Raw genomic sequence first — 18,022 nt, 5'->3', positions numbered from 1 at the left:
GAAACATGTCTCAAGCCAACGCCGCCGCCAGGAACACGTCTTCCGACGTTTTCTTCAATGCAAGCCTCGAGGACATCGATTCCGAGATTTTCGGTGCCATTCGCAACGAGCTCGGTCGCCAGCGCCATGAAATCGAGCTGATCGCCTCGGAAAACATCGTTTCGCGCGCTGTTCTGGAAGCACAGGGCTCCATCCTCACCAACAAATATGCCGAAGGCTATCCGGGCAAGCGCTATTATGGCGGCTGCCAGTATGTCGACGTCGTGGAAGAGCTGGCCATTGAACGCGCCAAGAAGCTCTTCGGCGCCGAATTTGCCAACGTTCAGCCGAATTCCGGCAGCCAGATGAACCAGGCCGTGTTCCTCGCGCTGCTCCAGCCGGGCGACACCTTCATGGGCCTCGATCTCAATTCGGGTGGCCACCTGACGCATGGTTCGCCGGTCAATATGTCCGGCAAGTGGTTCAATGTCGTATCCTATGGCGTTCGCAAGGACGACCACCTGCTCGACATGGACGAAGTTGCCCGCCTCGCGCGTGAAAACAAGCCGAAGCTGATCCTCGCAGGCGGCACGGCCTATTCGCGTATCTGGGATTGGAAGCGCTTCCGCGAGATTGCCGACGAAGTCGGCGCCTATCTCATGGTCGATATGGCGCATATCGCCGGTCTGGTCGCCGGTGGCGTTCATCCTTCCCCGGTCCCGCATGCGCATGTCTGCACCACGACGACGCACAAGTCGCTGCGTGGCCCGCGTGGCGGCATGATCCTCACCAACGATGCCGACATTGCCAAGAAGATCAATTCGGCTGTCTTCCCCGGCCTGCAGGGTGGCCCGCTGATGCACGTCATCGCTGGCAAGGCCGTCGCCTTCGCCGAAGCGCTGAAGCCGGAATTCAAGCTCTATGCCAAGAACGTCGTGGATAATGCGCGCGCTCTGGCTGAGGAACTGAAGTCTCACGGTCTCGACATCGTTTCGGGCGGCACCGACAACCATCTGATGCTGGTTGATCTGCGCCCGAAGAATGCGACCGGCAAGCGCGCGGAAGCGGCCCTCGGACGCGCAAACATCACCTGCAACAAGAATGGCATTCCGTTCGATCCTGAAAAGCCGTTCGTCACGTCCGGCGTCCGTCTTGGCACGCCTGCCGGCACGACGCGCGGTTTCGGTGTAACTGAATTCAAGGAAATCGGCTCGCTGATCGCTGAAGTTCTTGACGGTCTGAAAGTCGCCAATTCCGACGAAGGCAATGCCGCCGTCGAACAGGCTGTCAAGGAAAAGGTCATCGCCCTGACCGACCGCTTCCCGATGTACGGCTATCAGGGATAAGCCGGTTTCCCTGATCGAGATAGAACCCCGTTCAACTTTGTTGGGCGGGGTTTTTCACACCGCTTTTTCATCGTCGCATCCGGTAGGTGGAATGCCGCGAATGGGCTATGATCGACAGGAATCGTTTGCGGGGATAGCGCTCTTGAGTTTGTACCGGGAGCAACCCCATATAGGTGAGTTCCCGCCTTTGCTTCGCTGCAAGGGTGCGGCAGTTAAAGTCGAAAGTGTTCCATGCGTTGTCCCTATTGCCAGTCTGAAGATACGCAAGTGAAGGATTCCCGCCCGGCGGAAGATGGCGCTGTCATTCGCAGGCGTCGCGTCTGTTCGGTCTGCGGCGGGCGTTTCACCACCTTTGAGCGCGTGCAACTGCGCGACCTGATGGTTGTGAAGAAAAGCGGGCGTCGCGTACCCTTCGATCGCGACAAGCTCACGCGGTCCATCGAAGTGGCGTTGCGCAAGCGCGATGTCGATAATGACCGGGTTGAACGCGCCATTTCCGGTATTGTTCGGCAGCTGGAAAGCTCAGGCGAAGCGGAGGTCACGTCCGACGAGATCGGGCGGCTGGCGATGGATGCGCTGAAAGGCATCGATGACATAGCCTATATCCGCTTTGCATCGGTCTATCGCAATTTCAGCAAGGCTGTCGATTTCCACAATGTCATCGACGAGTTGACGGTCCCCGAAACCGGGGATGATCTGGACGCTTGAGCATGAGTGGCAACAGGTTTGCGCATTCGAACGCGACTTCGAATGATGTTCGCTTCATGGAGGCGGCGATCCGCTATGCGCGGCGTCACAAGGGACTGACGGGGACTAATCCGTCGGTTGGCACGATCATCGTCAAGGATGGCGTCATCATCGGGCGCGGCGTGACCGCTTTGGGCGGCAGGCCCCATGCAGAACCGCAGGCGCTGGCCGACGCGGGAGAAGCCGCGCGCGGTGCGACGGCTTATGTGACGCTGGAGCCATGTGCCCATCACGGACGCACGCCGCCCTGTGCCGAAACGCTGGTGCGGGCAGGGGTGGCGCGCGTCGTGGCGGCGGCGACCGATCCGGACGAGCGGGTCAGCGGAAAGGGCTTCGCTATCCTGCGCGAAGCAGGGATTGAGGTTGTCCCGGGCGTTCTTGCCGATGAGGCCGCTGACGACCTGGCAGGCTACCTGAATCGATCTGCGAAGAAGCGCCCGGAAGTGATTCTGAAACTTGCTCTTTCTGCCGATGGCATGATCGGTCTCCGGGGCCAGGGACAGGTCGCCATAACAGGTCCGATTGCGCGTGCGCAGTCGCATATCCTGCGCGCCCAGACCGACATTATCCTGATCGGTATCGAAACTGCGCTCGCTGATGATCCCGTTTTGAACTGCCGCCTGCCGGGGCTGGAGCAGCGTTCGCCGGTTCGTGTGGTGCTGGATGGTGGATTGCGGCTGCCGCTTTCATCAAGACTTGTGCAGACCGCCGATGCCCAGCCACTGTGGATTGCTTGCGGCGAGGAAGCATCGCCGGAACGGCGTTATGAACTGCAGTCGGCAGGTTGCCGCATTCTCGCGACCGAAGCTGACGATTGCCGCATCGCCTTGCCCGAGCTGATGGACGATCTTGCCGCGCAGGGCATTTCCTCTGTTCTCGTCGAGGGCGGCGCGGGCGTTGCAAAGAGCTTTCTGGAAGAGGGGCTGGTGGACCGGCTTGCCATCTTCCGTTCGCCCATTGAAATCGGCGTGGAACACGGGGTTGCTGTGGACGGCCTGGAAACCCATATCGCAGACGAATTCAAAATTCTGAGGCAGGCTCGCTATGGTGACGATGCCTATGCGGAATATGTAAGGAAGATTTGATGTTTACAGGCATTATCACAGATATCGGCAAGGTTGACCGGATCAAGCCGCTGAATGAAGGCGTCCTTCTGCGTATCGAGACCGCATATGATCCGGAAACGATCGAGCTTGGCGCATCGATTGCCTGTTCCGGCGTATGCCTGACGGTGGTGGCGCTGCCGGAAAAAGGCACCAATGCCCGCTGGTTCGAGGTGGAGGCATGGGAAGAGGCACTGCGCCTGACCACGATCTCCAATTGGCAGAGCGGACGGAACATCAATCTGGAACGTTCGCTGAAACTCGGCGACGAAATGGGCGGTCACCTCGTTTCCGGCCACGTCGATGGACAGGCTGAAATCATCGAGCGCAAGGAAGAAGGCGACGCCGTGCGCTTTACCTTGCGCGCACCGGAAGAACTGGCGCCGTTTATCGCCCAGAAGGGATCGGTTGCGCTCGATGGCACCTCGCTTACGGTCAATGGCGTCAATGGAAACGAGTTCGATGTGCTGCTGATCCGTCACTCGCTGGAAGTCACCACTTGGGGAGAGCGGAAAGCAGGCGACAAGGTAAATATCGAGATCGACCAGCTGGCACGCTACGCAGCAAGGCTTGCGCAATATCAGAAATAGGCTTAGAGCCTAGAACTCTAAAGCTGTAACAGCATTTCCCGATTTAAGCGTTGACCGCAATCGTTGCGGTCCGCAAAATTTGTCATGGAGTCTCTCATGTCCAAGCACGAGGCGCATGCGCCGCATTTGCTTATTGTCGAAGCGCGTTTCTACGATGATCTCGCCGACGCGCTTCTGGATGGCGCAAAGGCAGCCTTGGATGAGGCGGGAGCGACCTACGATGTCGTAACCGTGCCTGGAGCTCTCGAAATTCCGGCTACGATTTCTTTCGCGCTCGACGGCGAGGAAAATGGCGGCACGGAATATGATGGCTATGTCGCCCTCGGCACGGTTATCCGTGGCGAAACCTATCATTTCGATATCGTCGCCAATGAATCCTGTCGCGCGCTCACCGACCTTTCGGTCGAGGAAAGCATTGCCATCGGCAACGGCATCCTGACCGTCGAGAATGAAGAGCAGGCATGGGTTCGCGCCCGCCGTGAAGACAAGGACAAGGGCGGTTTTGCTGCTCGCGCCGCGCTGACCATGATCGATCTGCGCAAGAAGTTCGGAGTCTGATCGTTATGAGTTCTTCTACCGGAGGCCGCTCGACTTCCAATGCCCCGCGCATGGCCAACAAGCGCGGCGTCGCCCGTCTTGCCGCCGTGCAGGCGCTCTACCAGATGGATGTAGCCGGGACGGGTGTCTTGGAAGTGGTTGCCGAATACGAAGCCTTCCGCCTCGGCAAGGAAGTGGACGGCACGCAGTATCTCGATGCCGATCCGCAATGGTTCCGTGCAATCGTCGCGGGGGTCGTCGATGAACAGCTGAAGCTCGATCCGATGATCCACCAGGCGCTGACGGAAGACTGGCCGCTGTCGCGTCTCGATTCCACGCTGCGCGCCATTCTCCGCGCCGGTGCGTGGGAATTGCAGACGCGCAAGGATGTGCCGACAGCGGTGATCGTGTCTGAATATGTCGATATCGCCAAGGCGTTTTATACGGAAGAAGAACCGAAGCTGGTCAATGCCGTGCTCGATCGCCTCGCATTTGTCATTCGCGGCGAGAGCCGTGGCGTGAAGCCCCGCTGACGCATTCTCTCGGCAATTGAAATGAAAAAAGGGCTGTGAGAAATCGCAGCCCTTCTTTCATTCTACGTTGGCAAAGAACGACTTGACGTTTGTTGAACCGTTTCGCATGTTGGTTGCGCGGCATTGAGAATGCTGAAATGCAGGGAATCGCGCCAATTGATTGATTCCAAGGCGTAAGTTCCCCAGTAAATATACCGTTGAAGCCTGGTTCTCTTATTCGGCTTCAGGCACTTCCATGCCGCTCAGTCGGGTCCGGGGAGGGGTTTTCGGGCCTATCCTGCGCATGCGCCTGCTGGCAATCGCGGTTTGCGGTCTGACGGCGCCAGCGCGAACGATGGAGCGCGTTTCGGTCTGTTGAAACAGGCCGGCGCTCCAGTTGAGTGGCCGCGCATCTTTCCCGAAAGTCACTTCACATTTTTCGGGATGCGCTCAATGGGAGTTGGCCTTTATGCAAATGGGAGTGGCAGTCTTAGTTCTCGTCATTGCCTGCGGTGTGCTTTCCGTTCTTTTCGCCATATGGGCGATCCGTTCGGTTCTCGCTGCCGATCAGGGGACGCAGCGCATGCAGGAAATTGCTGAAGCCATCCGGGAGGGTGCCTCAGCCTATCTCACAAGACAATATTCAACGATTGCTATCGTCGGCATCGTAGTTTTTCTGGCCGCCTGGTATCTGCTGTCGCTCAGCGCCGCAATCGGTTTCCTGATCGGCGCAGTTCTGTCGGGCGTCACTGGCTTTATCGGAATGCACGTTTCGGTTCGCGCCAATGTGCGCACCGCGCAGGCCGCATCGCTCAGCCTTGCCGGAGGGCTTGAACTGGCCTTCAAGTCAGGGGCCATTACCGGCCTGCTGGTGGCCGGGCTCGCGCTGCTCGGCGTCTCCGTCTATTATTTCATTCTCACCGTCTGGCTTGGTTACGCGCCCTCTGACCGCACCGTTATCGATGCGCTGGTGTCTCTCGGCTTCGGTGCTTCGCTGATTTCGATCTTTGCGCGTCTAGGCGGCGGCATCTTTACCAAAGGGGCCGATGTGGGCGGCGATCTTGTCGGCAAGGTGGAAGCCGGTATCCCGGAGGACGATCCGCGCAACCCTGCGACCATTGCGGATAATGTCGGAGATAATGTCGGCGATTGCGCGGGCATGGCCGCCGACCTGTTCGAGACCTATGCGGTGACTGTTGTCGCGACCATGGTTCTCGGCGCGATCTTCTTCAACGGATCAGACGTTCTTTCAAGCGTCATGCTCTATCCGCTGATGATCTGCGGCGCCTGCGTGATTACGTCGATCGTGGGCACCTTCTTCGTCAAGCTCAGCGTGGATGGCTCCATCATGGGGGCGCTCTACAAAGGGCTGATTGCAACCGGTCTTCTTTCCATCATCGGCCTTGCGGTCGCCAATACGCTGACCGTTGGCTGGGGCGAGATCGGAACGGTTGCCGGAAAAAGTATCACCGGCACTAATCTCTTCATCTGCGGATTGATCGGTCTCATTGTTACCGGCCTGATCGTGGTGATTACGGAATATTACACCGGCACCAACAAGCGTCCGGTCAATTCCATCGCCCAGGCCTCCGTCACCGGCCACGGCACCAATGTTATTCAGGGACTAGCCGTTTCGCTTGAATCGACAGCCCTTCCGGCCATCGTGATTGTCGGCGGCATTATCTCGACTTATCAGCTTGCCGGCCTGTTTGGGACCGCTATTGCGGTCACCGCCATGCTCGGCATTGCGGGCATGATCGTGGCGCTTGATGCATTCGGTCCGGTCACGGACAATGCGGGCGGTATCGCGGAAATGGCCGGTCTCGACCCGGAAGTCCGCAAGGCCACCGATGCGCTCGATGCGGTCGGCAACACCACCAAGGCTGTCACCAAGGGCTATGCCATCGGTTCGGCAGGTCTCGGCGCGCTGGTGCTCTTTGCCGCCTATTCCAACGACCTTGCCTATTTTGCCGCGAACGGGCAGACCTATCCCTATTTCGCGGATATGGGGCCGGTCTCCTTCGATCTCTCCAACCCTTATGTGGTTGCAGGCCTGATCTTCGGCGGACTGATCCCCTATCTGTTCGGCGGCATGGCCATGACGGCCGTGGGACGAGCCGGCGGCGCCGTGGTGCAGGAAGTGCGCCGCCAGTTCCGCGAAAAGCCGGGCATCATGACCGGCAAGGAACGCCCGGACTATGCCCGCGCTGTCGATCTTCTGACGAAGGCGGCGATCCGCGAAATGATCATCCCGTCGCTCCTGCCCGTATTGGCGCCAATTGTCGTCTATTTCGGTGTGCTGCTCATTTCGGGTTCCAAGGCCGCAGCCTTTGCAGCGCTTGGCGCATCGCTTCTCGGCGTCATCATCAACGGGCTGTTCGTGGCGATTTCCATGACGTCCGGCGGCGGTGCCTGGGACAATGCCAAGAAAAGCTTCGAGGACGGTTTTACCGATGCCGATGGCGTGAAGCACCTGAAAGGGTCGGAAGCGCACAAGGCATCGGTGACCGGCGATACGGTGGGCGATCCCTACAAGGATACGGCAGGTCCGGCGGTCAATCCGGCCATCAAGATCACCAATATCGTGGCTCTGCTGCTATTGGCCGTGCTGGCGCATATGGCTTAGAACATTTCCGAACGCAAAGCCGTTTCACACTTTTGCTGGAATGCTCAAACGCAAAGAGCACTAAATGAAGAAAACCCGCCGTGAAGGCGGGTTTTCTGCTTGTATATATCCGTTCGGATCAGTTGTTGGGGCCGCCAGAAGCGCCCGGCAACGAGGTCGGGGCCTTGGAAACGCCCTGGATGATCTGGCCGAGGAAGGTCTGGTCCTTGCCGCCGGTCGGCGTGGTACGCGATACGAAATCGAACAGCTTGCCGTCCTTCAGGCCGTAATTGGCGATATGTTCGACTTTGCCGTCCTTGTCGAAATAGATGGCGAGGATCTGACGCTCGATAATCTTCGGCTTCATGAACTGCGCGGCGCGGTAACGCTTCTGCGAAATGTAGTAGAACACTTCATTGTCGAAGGTCGCGGTGGTGGATGGGGTGCCGAGCGCCAGAAGCACCTGCTCGCGGCTGGAGCCGACAGGAACCGAATCAAGCGCATTCTGATCGAGCACGTAACCCTCTGTCAGCGTTTCGGACGGATTGAGCGTGGATGCAGTGTTGCACCCCGCAAGCGCCACTGAGACGAGAATTGCCGTGCCTGCGAGAAGAGCACGCTGCGTGCGCATGCTTGGAAAAATTCGCTGCAACAAAGACCTCTCCATACATTCTAAATCAGCGCGGCACTTTCGCCGTCGGGAGAACTTCGGTAAACCACCTTGCTTATTTATGCAACTGGAACGGTCGTACGGACATGATTCTCCAACTATTCCGCCGCAAATCCAAAGCAAACGAGGCAATTATGCTTCGCGTTTACGAGGTGATCGTGGCGGCGGCGCGGCAAAAGCGGTTCTATGCACAATTTCAGGTGCCTGATACGCCGTTAGGCCGCTATGAAATGCTTTCCCTGCATATTTTTCTCGCGCTTCACCGCATGAGGGGAGAAAACAGGGCGCTTGCCGATCTCGCGCAGGAAATTGCCGACGAGTTTTTCAAGGATGTCGATCATTCGCTGCGGGAACTCGGTATCGGGGATCAGGGCGTGCCGAAACGCATGAAAAAGCTCGCGCGCATGTTCTATGGCCGCGTTGCGGCTTATGGCGAGGCACTGGACGCAAACGATGGGGAAGCGCTTGCAGCAGCTCTTACGCGGAATATCCGCCCGGACCTCGAATTCTGGCCGCACGCCCACCATTTAAGTGAGTATGTTCTGGCATGCCGGGACCGGCTGCAAAAAATTGCGGACGACGCTTTGGCGGCTGGCGACATTTCCTATATGGATGCAGGGTAAGCATGTCTTCCAAAAGTGGGAACCGGTTTTGGGACAAGACGTGCATGGAAACAAAATTTTAGAGCGCATCCCGAAAAGTGTGAAACGGTTTTCGGACAAGATGCGTGTCGACGATGGACTTTGCGCCAACGAACAATGCTGAAAAAGGCTAATGAGAATGACTGATAAACCGGCGCTTACCTATCCTGTTCCGGTTCTTCACCTGCCACAAAAGGGCGTGACGGTGAAAATAGGCACGGATGAGAAAGAGCGCGCAGCGCTTGCCACTGATCACGGAGTTGAAGCCGTGAACGCTTTTGCTGCCGAATTTCTGATTACGCCGTGGAAAAAGGACGGCATTCGGGTGCGCGGCCGCATCGATGCGGAAATCGTTCAGTCCTGCGTCGTGACGCTGGAGCCGCTGACCAACCGCATCGCCGAAGAAGTCGACACGATCTTCGTGCCGGAAAATTCCAGGCTCGCGCGGATACAGCTTGATGACAGAGGCGAAATGCTGCTCGATGCGGAAGGTGCTGACAGCCCGGAAGTTTTTGTCGGTGACAAGATCGATGTGGGTGCGATTGCGGAGGAATTCTTCGATCTCGCCATCGATCCCTATCCCCGTAAACCGGGCTTGCCGGAAGACGGCGAGCCAAAGGTTTTCGGGGACGATGATGGAGAAGAGAAGCCCGTTTCGCCGTTTGCGAAGCTTTCGGAATGGCAGAAGAAGCCGTAATTCACAGTGCGTTTGTCAGAATTTGGTTGTGTGGAAACGCAAAAGCACTATTTTCGCCGAAAACCTGTCTGCTGCAGAGGCAGGACAGGAGCAGGGTCGCACAGGAATAATCAAGAGTGATCAAAATTTCGATTGACGCGATGGGCGGTGATTTTGGCCCTGAAGTGGTCATCCCCGGCGCAGCGAAGGCGCTTGAGCGTCATCCTGACATCCGCTTCATATTTTTCGGTCTCCCCGCACAAGTGGAGCCGGTGCTGGCACGCTATCCGAAGCTGAAGGCCGCATCGGAGTTCCGCGCGAGCGAGGTTGCCATCAGCATGGACGACAAACCCAGCCAGGCCCTGCGCGCCGGTCGGGGCAAATCGTCCATGTGGCAGGCCATTGAGGCTGTAAAGACGGGCGACGCCCAGGCGTGTATCTCCGCCGGCAATACCGGTGCGCTTATGGCCATGTCCAAATTTTGCCTGCGCATGATGTCGGACGTCGAACGCCCGGCAATTGCCGGCATCTGGCCGACGCTGCGCGGTGAAAGCATCGTGCTCGACATTGGCGCCACCATCGGCGCCGATGCGCGCCAGCTGGTCGACTATGCCGTCATGGGCGCCGGAATGGCGCGTGCATTGTTCGAGGTGCGTAAGCCGACTGTCGGGCTTCTCAATGTCGGTACTGAAGAGGTCAAGGGTCTCGACGAGATCAAGGAAGCAGGCCAGATTCTGCGCGATACCCCGCTGGAAGGACTTGCCTATTCCGGTTTCGTTGAAGGTAACGATATCGGCAAGGGCACGGTGGATGTGGTTGTGACCGAAGGTTTCACCGGCAATATCGCACTCAAAACCGCGGAAGGCACGGCGCGCCAGATGGCGGAGCTGCTGCGTCAGGCCATGAGCCGTACGCTGCTTGCCAAGATCGGCTATGTTTTCGCCAAGGGCGCCTTCGACCGCCTGCGTGAGAAGATGGACCCGAACAAGGTCAATGGCGGCGTTTTCCTGGGCTTGAGCGGAATTGTCATCAAAAGTCATGGCAGCGCGAATGCGGAAGGCTTCTGCTCGGCGGTGGAAGTCGGCTATGACATGGTGAGAAACCGCCTTCTGGAAAAGATCGAGGCTGATCTGGCGCATTTCCACCACAGTCATCCGCATGTTTCGAATGATGGTGGCGAGGCTGCGAAAGCTTGAATTCCGACAACGCCGTTCAGAAAGTGCATTTGATTGTTTTGCGGATTGCCGAATATCTTTCGGCGCCGAAGCGGCGAAGTAACTTTTGCCGATTAGTGTAGGGCCAGAATTCTCGGCTGCGCGCGTGAACGTTCGTTGCGCCGGTCGCATGTAAGGACAGGAAATAAGAGATGATAAGATCTGTCGTGCGGGGTATCGGTTCGGCATTGCCGAAGCGGGTCATGAAGAATACCGATTTCGAAGGTATCGTCGAAACCTCGGACGAATGGATCGTGCAGCGCACGGGTATCCGCGAGCGGCACATTGCAGGCGATGACGAAACCACGGTTTCGCTTGGCGCCGCCGCCGCGCGCGCGGCGATCGAGAATGCCGGCCTGCAGCCGACCGATATCGATCTCGTTTTGCTGGCTACCTCCACACCCAACCACACTTTTCCCGCCAGTGCCGTGGAAATCCAGCGGGAGCTTGGAATCACCAGCGGTTTTGCATTCGACATGCAGGCCGTGTGCAGCGGCTTCATCTATGCCATTACTACGGCGGACCTCTATATCCGCGGCGGCATGGCGAAGCGGGTTCTGGTCATCGGCGCGGAGACCTTTTCGCGTATTCTCGACTGGAGTGACCGCACGACCTGCGTTCTTTTCGGCGATGGCGCTGGCGCGCTCGTACTGGAAGCCGCCGAGGGCCATGGCCTGACCTCGGATCGTGGCGTTCTTGCCGCCAACCTGCGTTCGGACGGCAATCACCGGGAAAAGCTTTTTGTCGATGGCGGTCCGTCCACGACCCAAACGGTCGGCCACCTGCGCATGGAAGGCCGCGAAGTCTTCAAACACGCGGTCGGCATGATAACCGACGTTATCGAGGCCTCTTTCGATGAAACGGGTCTTACAGCCGAAGATATCGACTGGTTCGTTCCGCATCAGGCCAACAAGCGCATTATCGACGCCTCCGCCAAGAAGCTGAATATTGCGGAAAGCAAGGTGGTCATCACCGTTGACCGTCACGGCAACACCTCTGCCGCGTCGGTTCCGCTGGCGCTCGCAACCGCCGTTGCGGACGGCCGCATCAAGAAGGGCGACCTCGTTCTTCTGGAGGCAATGGGCGGTGGATTCACCTGGGGCGCGGTTCTGTTGCGTTGGTAAGCGATAAATTTGATCCGCAATGAGGGAACTCGCTGCTTGACCGTTGCGCTTTTATTTGTGTAACGTCCTGTCACGTAAGGATATTATCTGTTCAAACGCTAACCAGGCAGGTTCGGTCATGGGAGGTAAAACGGTCACGCGAGCTGATCTGGCAGAGGCTGTTTACCGGAAGGTAGGCCTTTCCAGAACGGAGTCGGCGGCTCTTGTCGAGATGATCCTCGATGAAGTCTGTGACGCTATCGTCAACGGCGAAACTGTGAAATTGTCGTCTTTCGCGACATTTCAGGTTCGCGACAAGAACGAGCGCATTGGCCGTAATCCGAAAACAGGCGAGGAGGTTCCAATTCTTCCCCGCCGTGTAATGACTTTCAAGGCTTCCAACGTTCTCAAGCAGCGCATTCTGCAGGAACATCAGAAGCGCGAAGCCAAAAGCCGGAAATAGTTCCTGAAATGCCGTCCGAGGGGCGACATTTTTGTTTTTTGCGCCATCATCTCAAACCCACAGCGGTTGCTTCCGTGCCTGACCTTGGTCGCAGGCGGGGATTGGTTTTGCTTGCCGCAGGATGCCATGGCGTGGCTGGCTGTTCATGCCGGGGACCGGCCAGCGCTGCCTTCCGTTTCGCGTGAAGGGATGCTTATAAAGCTCTGATATTATATAATGGATTTTGCGGGGCGAATCGCTCTGCTAAAATTGCAATCTGGAAAGCGGCACGTTTTTCAGAAGGAGTTTGCGTTGAGCGCCGTCCGGTTTTGAATGACGTTGAGCTGTGCCTTTTACATGCTGGAGATTGTTAACTCCCGTCCTTTAAAATCCGATGCTAAAACGCCTTGTGTGTAGCAACGCATTTGCGTTGGCGAGTTGAACTATCTGGATCGGCGAGGTTGCGCCGCGATGGCGAAACCCGAACCTCTGGAAAGGGCAAGTGGAATGGACAAGAGCCCTGATGCATTCAGGACGATCAGCGAAGTAGCGGAGGATCTCGATCTTCCGCAGCATGTGCTGCGTTTCTGGGAAACACGCTTTACCCAGATCAAGCCGATGAAGCGTGGCGGGGGGCGCCGATATTATCGTCCCCTTGACGTGGAGTTGCTCAAGGGTATTCGCCATCTGCTCTACGATCAGGGCTACACCATCAAGGGTGTACAGCGTCTGCTTCGCGAAAACAACGCGCAGTTTATCATCGCGCTTGGCAATGGCGATGTTCAGGCCATTGAGGCAATCACGCGCCAGAAACAGGCTGCCGCCGACAAGCGCGCTGCCGAAGAGGCGGCGGATAATGAGATGGCGCTGCCGAGCGGCATCAAGGCGCCGCAACCAGCCCGCAAGCTTTTCGGTCTCCTGAAGGGCGAGGAAGATGGCCCCATCGGAGCGGATGGAAAACGGCCCTCGAAGGATAATCGCTCGCTTTTGCAGGAGGCACTGTTCGACCTGCTCGAATGCAAGCGCCTTCTCGATCAGGTGCGTTGAGCGACTTCGGATCATATCAAAGGGAGGCTTTTGCCTCCCTTTGATTTTACAAGCGGACGGATCAGCTTGATGAGAGTTTCAATCCGATGATACCGGCAAGGATCAATGTCACGCTTGCGATGCGGAAAAAAGTGGCTGCTTCGCCGAGGATGACGATGCCAACCACAAAAGCGCCGACCGCGCCAATGCCGGTCCAGATTGCATAAGCCGTGCCGAGCGGGAGGCTTCGCATCGCTATTGACAGCAGGGCGAAGCTCCCGATCATCGTTACCATGGTGATGATGCTCGGTGTGAGAAGGGAAAACCCTTCCGATTTTTTCATGAAAAAGGCCCAGACAACTTCAAGAATTCCGGCCACGGCCAGATAAATCCATGCCATTTTATTCCCTCATGAGGGTTATGAACGGGCCGTCCCGTTCGTTGATGAGCCGGGAAGGGCGTCCCTCCCGCTGAAATGTTGATACGTGCGAAGGATGCAGCGCACCCTTAGCGCCACGATGCGTGTGGAATATATGAACCCAATCGGCTGCTCGCCGATTTCATTCCTTCAACAATGAGCTTGATTGCATATCGTTCGATCATCAGCCTGCCATAGGACGCTCTCCTATGGGGCCGTCCCCGATGCGAACACAGGCACGGGTCGTCCCGCGCAGCGTTTTAAATAGTGATTCTTGCGAAGAGAGGCAAGAGAATTGGCGCTTATGGAACCCCAACAGGAACTTGATCACGCATCCCATGTATCAGGGAGCATTTTCGCGTATTCTACCGTTCTTAACCACAGATTATGCCGGGAGATCGATCGATGACCATCTCAAGACGTAATTTTATTGTTACAGCATCTGCTGCCGGGGCCGGACTGGCCTTGTCGCCGCTGGAGCTTGCCAGGGCAGCAGCCGAAACAGGCGGTTCCAAAGTGCAAAATCCTTCACAGGTAGAAAATCCGGGCTTCCATCGTTTTCAGTTCGGTGATTTCGAAATCACTACGCTTTCCGATGGGCGCAGGGCGGGCGAGGCGCCCGAAAAGACTTACGCGGTGGATCAGGACCCGAAAGCGGTCGCAGCACTTCTGGAGGAAAATCTTCTGCCCGCTGACCGTTTCGTCAACAGTTTCACGCCGGTGCTCATCAATACAGGCAAGGAGCTTGTCCTGTTTGATACCGGCATGGGGGCTGGCGCTCGCGAAGCCGGGTTGGGCAGGCTGGCCAGTGCGCTGGAAGCATCCGGATACAAGACGGACGATGTGTCGCTGGTTGTGCTGAGCCATTTCCACCCCGATCATATCGGCGGATTGATGGAAGGCGGCAAGCCAGCCTTCGCCAACGCCCGATACGCTGCCGGACAGAAGGAGTTCGATTTCTGGACAGACCCCGCGCGGCTTGACAGTCCGGCAAAAACTGCTGCCGAGATGGTGGCCAAAAACGTCAAGCCGCTGGCCGACAAAATGACGTTTCTTGGAGATGACAGCGAGGTCGTATCCGGTATACATTCGGTGGCTGCCTACGGCCATACGCCGGGGCACCTCGCTTTCAGGATCGAAACCGGCGGCAAGTCCCTCATGCTTGTCTCTGACACGGCAAATCATTTCGTCATCACCTTGCAGCGGCCCGAATGGCACGTTTCCTTCGATATCGACAAGGAGGCCGCTGTTCAGACCCGCAAGCGCATGTTCGACATGATCGCGACGGACAGGCTACCTTTCATCGGCTATCACATGCCATTTCCCGCCTTGGCCTATCTCAAGCGGGAAGGCGAGGGTTATCGCTACGTCGCGGAAACCTATCAGCTGCGCGAGAAATAGAAGCGCAGCGCCACTTATCGTCCGCCGGCAACATCGATGAATGTGCCGGTTACATAGGCGGGGGCGTCGTTGAGCAGCCAGAAAATGGCTTCTGCGACTTCCTCCGCCTTTCCGGCCCGCCCCGCCGGGGTAGCGGCGCCCAGTCGCGCCGCGCGATCCGGATTGCCTCCGCTTGCATGAATTTCGGTATCGATCAGGCCGGGACGCACCGCGTTGACCCGGATGGCTTTTGACGCCAATTCCTTCGACAGGCCGATAGTCAGCGTATCGAGGGCACCTTTCGCTCCAGCATAATCCACATATTCAAAAGGAGACCCTAGACGTGACGCCATGGACGAAACGATCACGACGGCGCTGTCCGGTTGCAAGCGTCGCGCTGCCTCGCGGGCGCATAGATAGGTGCCGTAAATATTTACCTCGAACATGGTTTTCAGTCGCTCGGCGTTCATTTCGGCAAGCGGCATTGTCTGAGCCACGATACCGGCGTTAAGGACCACGCCTTTCAATGGACCGAGCTCGGCTTCCGCCCTGTCGAACATGGCAACCACGTCCCGCTCGATGGATATGTCGCCCTGAATAGCTAGTGCCTTTGCCCCGAGCTTCACTGCGTCAGCCACTGTTTGCTGCGCGGCCTGTTCGTTCCCGGCGTAATTCAGAGCTACAGACCAACCCTGCGCTGCACTGCGCAGAACAGTAGCGCGGCCGATACCACGACTTCCACCAGTGATCAGAACGTTCTTCATGCTCTCCTCCATGCGAACCATGGCGGAGCTAATCCGATTTGCACTTCGCGTGCAAAGGAAAGATCCTATAAAAAGAAAGGATTGGGGAAGGAAAATGGTCGGAGCGGCGGGATTCGAACCCACGACCCCTTGACCCCCAGTCAAGTGCGCTACCGGGCTGCGCTACGCTCCGAGCCGGGGAAAGCCTTAGAATATAAAGGATTTTCCCGCAAGCTCTAAAACCTCAAAAAAGAACAAAATGCACACAGATGCACGGCTCAGGACAATTCAGCACCAAAAGTCCCACGGAAATCCCCACGGAGTTTCTCGTTCTGTTCTCCTGCCTTTGACATCATTCCGCCTTCCGTTCTTTCGGCTTGATCGATGATTCGTCGCCAGCCGGTTTCATGGCGTCCATGGCGGAACGAATATCCTCCACCATGGCGTGGGCATACTTGGTTGTCGTCTTGATATCCGAGTGGCCGAGCAGTTTTTGAACAACCTTCAGATTGCTCGCGCGCAGGGCGCGGGTAGCTGCCGTGTGTCGCGTGTCATGGAAGCGGAAGTTCTTTACGCCCGCATCAGCTATCGCTCGGCGCATGGCTGATTTCAAACCGGACTCCGTGAGCGGATATCGTTGCCCGCGAATAAGCCCCGGCTTCTTCAATGTCCGCTTTGCCACAAAGGTGAAAACCTTTGCCTCGTGATGATTGCGCTCCCCCCAGAGCAGTTCAAAGACTGCTGATGACATGGGGACAATGCGTTCTTTCTTTCCTTTCCCCAAAACCGTGAATGTCCTGCCGAAGAAATCGACCTTATCCCACGATAGGCCGAGTATCTCCATTCTTCGGCACCCCGTTAGAAACGCGAAGCGGACGGCTACATCATAACCACGCTCAAGCTCGCTCATGATTTGGGCTTCCTCGACATGTGAAGCCTCACGAATGCGCTCGCCATCTTCTTTCAGCAGGTGTTCCGACCAGTCGATAGGATTGGTTTTGACGCGCCAGACGTTCGCAGCCCGGAGCATGATTTCTCGCAAAGGCTGCGTCATTGTACGGTTGACGGTAGCTGGCGATATCTTTTGCGGGGTTTTCCTGTTCGGAACCAGTTCGTTCCGGCGCTTTGCTACAAGCTCAGCCACGGTTCGATCTGTGATCTTGCTTAGGCGCGTCCTCCGACCAATAGCGCTGCTCAACCAGTCCAACGTCCAGAGCGTATTATCCGAGTTGGCGTGGTGTTGCCCGACCTCGTGCCAGTATTTGGAAGCCGCGACTTCAAATGTCGGATCGTCTGCGCTGAAAGAGGCTTCTTCTGCCAATTGAAGCTCAGCCTCTTTCTTCTTGGCCTTTTCTATCTGGCGCGCTTCTCGCTCCGACTTTTTGCCAGTGTTGCCCGAAAATCTACGACCGCGTATCTGGAATTCGTAGGTGTACGTTCCGTCCTTGCTGTCTTTTCGGATATAGACTGACATTCTGTTTTCTTCCGTTGGTTCTTAAATGCCTCGATATCGACCGGATCGTAGCGGCGTATTTTCCGCGCCCCTCGACCAATGTTAATGAACGGCAGTTCGCCATCGTCTGTCAAATAGATCAGCTGGCGGTGTGATATCGAAAGCGCTTCTGCTGCCTGCTCAGGTGTAAGAAGGCTCATTTACGCACCTCCTGAAAGATGTGATTTGTTCTCTTATTGTTCACGGCATAAGACAGCCAGCCTTGGAGGCTGTCATGCGGGTATCCTGCACAAACGAGACGTTGGGCGACTGCAAACGGTACGGGTTCATGCTTACCGCGTACTGTAACGGGTGCCACCACAGTAAGCAGCTTGATATTGACGCCTTGATTGAGAAGCTTGGCCCAGATCATGGTGCGCTCAAGAAAGACCTTGCGCATAAACTGCGTTGCTCGGCCTGCGGTGCGAAGAAGGTTCAGCTTCTTTCCTCGCACATCAGCACGTACCGAATGTCCGGAAAGGGTGACTATCCAGGACGCTGACATCCTCACTCCCTTTCCCGCAGTGCGGCGCGGCCTGCTTTCCGGTCAAGATGATCAAGCCGTTGACGCATTTCATCTGTGAAGCGACACACAGTTGTTAACCGGGCAGGATCATTCAGAGCTTCTCCGATCTCTAAGATTGACGATGCCCAATCTGCCGCATTCTTAGCGATGAATGCACACTGTTGCGCAAATTCTGCTTCTGTCAGCTTAGCCATGGTCCCCGCCTTTCAGGGCTTGGCGACCGGCTTCAAGCAAGCGCCATCCCCAAACTTTCCGGTCGAAAACGGCCCATC

At 57.0% G+C, this 18,022-nt stretch carries 20 protein-coding genes, 1 tRNA gene and 1 pseudogene; 14 read left to right on the top strand and 8 right to left on the bottom strand.

Going from position 1 to position 18,022, the window contains the following annotated elements; translation table 11 throughout:
* Nucleotides 1-5: 5 nt before the first annotated feature.
* From glyA to F9K78_RS17025, 7 genes are all read left to right on the top strand, one after another.
* Nucleotides 6-1,325 carry a serine hydroxymethyltransferase gene (gene glyA / locus F9K78_RS17055; protein WP_121986567.1) on the top strand — a complete coding sequence of 440 codons (1,320 nt, stop codon included), beginning with the start codon at nucleotides 6-8 and terminating at the stop codon, nucleotides 1,323-1,325.
* 231 nt (nucleotides 1,326-1,556) lie between these two features.
* A complete protein-coding gene (nrdR, locus tag F9K78_RS17050) occupies nucleotides 1,557-2,033 on the top strand; it encodes a transcriptional regulator NrdR (RefSeq protein WP_121982694.1) in 477 nt (158 codons plus the stop codon).
* 2 nt (nucleotides 2,034-2,035) lie between these two features.
* Entirely contained in the window at nucleotides 2,036-3,157 is a 1,122-nt protein-coding gene (gene ribD, locus F9K78_RS17045; RefSeq protein ID WP_151682472.1) for a bifunctional diaminohydroxyphosphoribosylaminopyrimidine deaminase/5-amino-6-(5-phosphoribosylamino)uracil reductase RibD, read from the top strand.
* The gene (locus tag F9K78_RS17040; RefSeq protein ID WP_121982692.1) at nucleotides 3,157-3,765 is read left to right on the top strand and encodes a riboflavin synthase; all 609 of its coding nucleotides are present in this window, start codon (nucleotides 3,157-3,159) and stop codon (nucleotides 3,763-3,765) included. The genes ribD and F9K78_RS17040 overlap by 1 nt, the downstream gene beginning before the upstream one ends.
* A 96-nt stretch (nucleotides 3,766-3,861) precedes the next feature.
* Complete coding sequence (locus F9K78_RS17035; RefSeq protein ID WP_121986569.1) at nucleotides 3,862-4,323, top strand: 6,7-dimethyl-8-ribityllumazine synthase; 462 nt, start codon at nucleotides 3,862-3,864, stop codon at nucleotides 4,321-4,323.
* A gap of 5 nt (nucleotides 4,324-4,328) precedes the next feature.
* Nucleotides 4,329-4,835, top strand: coding sequence for a transcription antitermination factor NusB (nusB, locus tag F9K78_RS17030; RefSeq protein ID WP_121986570.1), 507 nt, complete (start codon nucleotides 4,329-4,331; stop codon nucleotides 4,833-4,835).
* A 448-nt stretch (nucleotides 4,836-5,283) separates the two neighbouring features.
* A complete protein-coding gene (locus F9K78_RS17025; protein ID WP_121986571.1) occupies nucleotides 5,284-7,440 on the top strand; it encodes a sodium-translocating pyrophosphatase in 2,157 nt (718 codons plus the stop codon).
* A 118-nt stretch (nucleotides 7,441-7,558) separates the two neighbouring features.
* Here the strand turns inward: F9K78_RS17025 and F9K78_RS17020 are convergent, their stop codons facing one another.
* On the bottom strand, nucleotides 7,559-8,074 hold the full coding sequence (locus F9K78_RS17020) for an outer membrane protein assembly factor BamE (protein WP_121986572.1): 516 nt from the start codon (nucleotides 8,072-8,074) through the stop codon (nucleotides 7,559-7,561).
* A gap of 101 nt (nucleotides 8,075-8,175) precedes the next feature.
* Here F9K78_RS17020 and F9K78_RS17015 point away from each other — a divergent pair, with 101 nt between their 5' ends.
* From F9K78_RS17015 to F9K78_RS16990, 6 genes are all read left to right on the top strand, one after another.
* Nucleotides 8,176-8,712 (top strand): ubiquinol-cytochrome C chaperone family protein, encoded by a 537-nt coding sequence (locus F9K78_RS17015; RefSeq protein WP_121986573.1) that lies wholly within the window; start codon nucleotides 8,176-8,178, stop codon nucleotides 8,710-8,712.
* Nucleotides 8,713-8,869: 157 nt separating this feature from the next.
* Complete coding sequence (locus tag F9K78_RS17010) at nucleotides 8,870-9,427, top strand: YceD family protein (protein WP_121986603.1); 558 nt, start codon at nucleotides 8,870-8,872, stop codon at nucleotides 9,425-9,427.
* A gap of 116 nt (nucleotides 9,428-9,543) precedes the next feature.
* The gene (gene plsX, locus F9K78_RS17005; protein WP_121982686.1) at nucleotides 9,544-10,602 is read left to right on the top strand and encodes a phosphate acyltransferase PlsX; all 1,059 of its coding nucleotides are present in this window, start codon (nucleotides 9,544-9,546) and stop codon (nucleotides 10,600-10,602) included.
* Between the two features lie 170 nt (nucleotides 10,603-10,772).
* Entirely contained in the window at nucleotides 10,773-11,744 is a 972-nt protein-coding gene (locus F9K78_RS17000) for a beta-ketoacyl-ACP synthase III (protein WP_121986574.1), read from the top strand.
* A 118-nt stretch (nucleotides 11,745-11,862) separates the two neighbouring features.
* A complete protein-coding gene (locus F9K78_RS16995; RefSeq protein ID WP_104753969.1) occupies nucleotides 11,863-12,186 on the top strand; it encodes an integration host factor subunit alpha in 324 nt (107 codons plus the stop codon).
* Nucleotides 12,187-12,672: 486 nt separating this feature from the next.
* The gene (locus F9K78_RS16990; protein ID WP_121982684.1) at nucleotides 12,673-13,212 is read left to right on the top strand and encodes a MerR family transcriptional regulator; all 540 of its coding nucleotides are present in this window, start codon (nucleotides 12,673-12,675) and stop codon (nucleotides 13,210-13,212) included.
* 61 nt (nucleotides 13,213-13,273) lie between these two features.
* Here the strand turns inward: F9K78_RS16990 and sugE are convergent, their stop codons facing one another.
* A complete protein-coding gene (sugE, locus tag F9K78_RS16985; protein ID WP_121986575.1) occupies nucleotides 13,274-13,591 on the bottom strand; it encodes a quaternary ammonium compound efflux SMR transporter SugE in 318 nt (105 codons plus the stop codon).
* 423 nt (nucleotides 13,592-14,014) lie between these two features.
* On the opposite strand from sugE, the gene F9K78_RS16980 reads away from it, so the two are divergent.
* Nucleotides 14,015-15,010, top strand: a complete 996-nt coding sequence (locus F9K78_RS16980) for an MBL fold metallo-hydrolase (RefSeq protein ID WP_121986576.1) — start codon at nucleotides 14,015-14,017, stop codon at nucleotides 15,008-15,010.
* Nucleotides 15,011-15,024: 14 nt separating this feature from the next.
* Here F9K78_RS16980 and F9K78_RS16975 read toward each other — a convergent pair whose 3' ends face one another.
* From F9K78_RS16975 to F9K78_RS16950, 6 genes and pseudogenes are all read right to left on the bottom strand, one after another.
* Entirely contained in the window at nucleotides 15,025-15,753 is a 729-nt protein-coding gene (locus F9K78_RS16975; protein WP_121986577.1) for an SDR family oxidoreductase, read from the bottom strand.
* A 95-nt stretch (nucleotides 15,754-15,848) separates the two neighbouring features.
* Nucleotides 15,849-15,925 (bottom strand) — tRNA-Pro (locus tag F9K78_RS16970).
* Between the two features lie 159 nt (nucleotides 15,926-16,084).
* Nucleotides 16,085-17,206, bottom strand: coding sequence for a tyrosine-type recombinase/integrase (locus F9K78_RS22135; protein ID WP_151682471.1), 1,122 nt, complete (start codon nucleotides 17,204-17,206; stop codon nucleotides 16,085-16,087).
* A 23-nt stretch (nucleotides 17,207-17,229) separates the two neighbouring features.
* Nucleotides 17,230-17,385, bottom strand: a pseudogene (locus F9K78_RS22130) (helix-turn-helix domain-containing protein); the annotation flags it as partial.
* Entirely contained in the window at nucleotides 17,382-17,729 is a 348-nt protein-coding gene (locus F9K78_RS16955; RefSeq protein WP_151682469.1) for a hypothetical protein, read from the bottom strand. The gene F9K78_RS16955 and the pseudogene F9K78_RS22130, both read right to left, overlap by 4 nt.
* Before the next feature lie 2 nt (nucleotides 17,730-17,731).
* Complete coding sequence (locus F9K78_RS16950) at nucleotides 17,732-17,944, bottom strand: hypothetical protein (protein WP_016057078.1); 213 nt, start codon at nucleotides 17,942-17,944, stop codon at nucleotides 17,732-17,734.
* Between the last annotated feature and the right edge of the window lie 78 nt (nucleotides 17,945-18,022).

The sequence above is a fragment of the Brucella pseudintermedia genome, assembly GCF_008932435.1.
Classification (GTDB): Bacteria; Pseudomonadota; Alphaproteobacteria; order Rhizobiales; family Rhizobiaceae; genus Brucella; species Brucella pseudintermedia.
The sequence above is the reverse complement of the archived record's forward strand: the minus strand, read 5'-3'. Positions and strand labels throughout refer to the sequence as shown.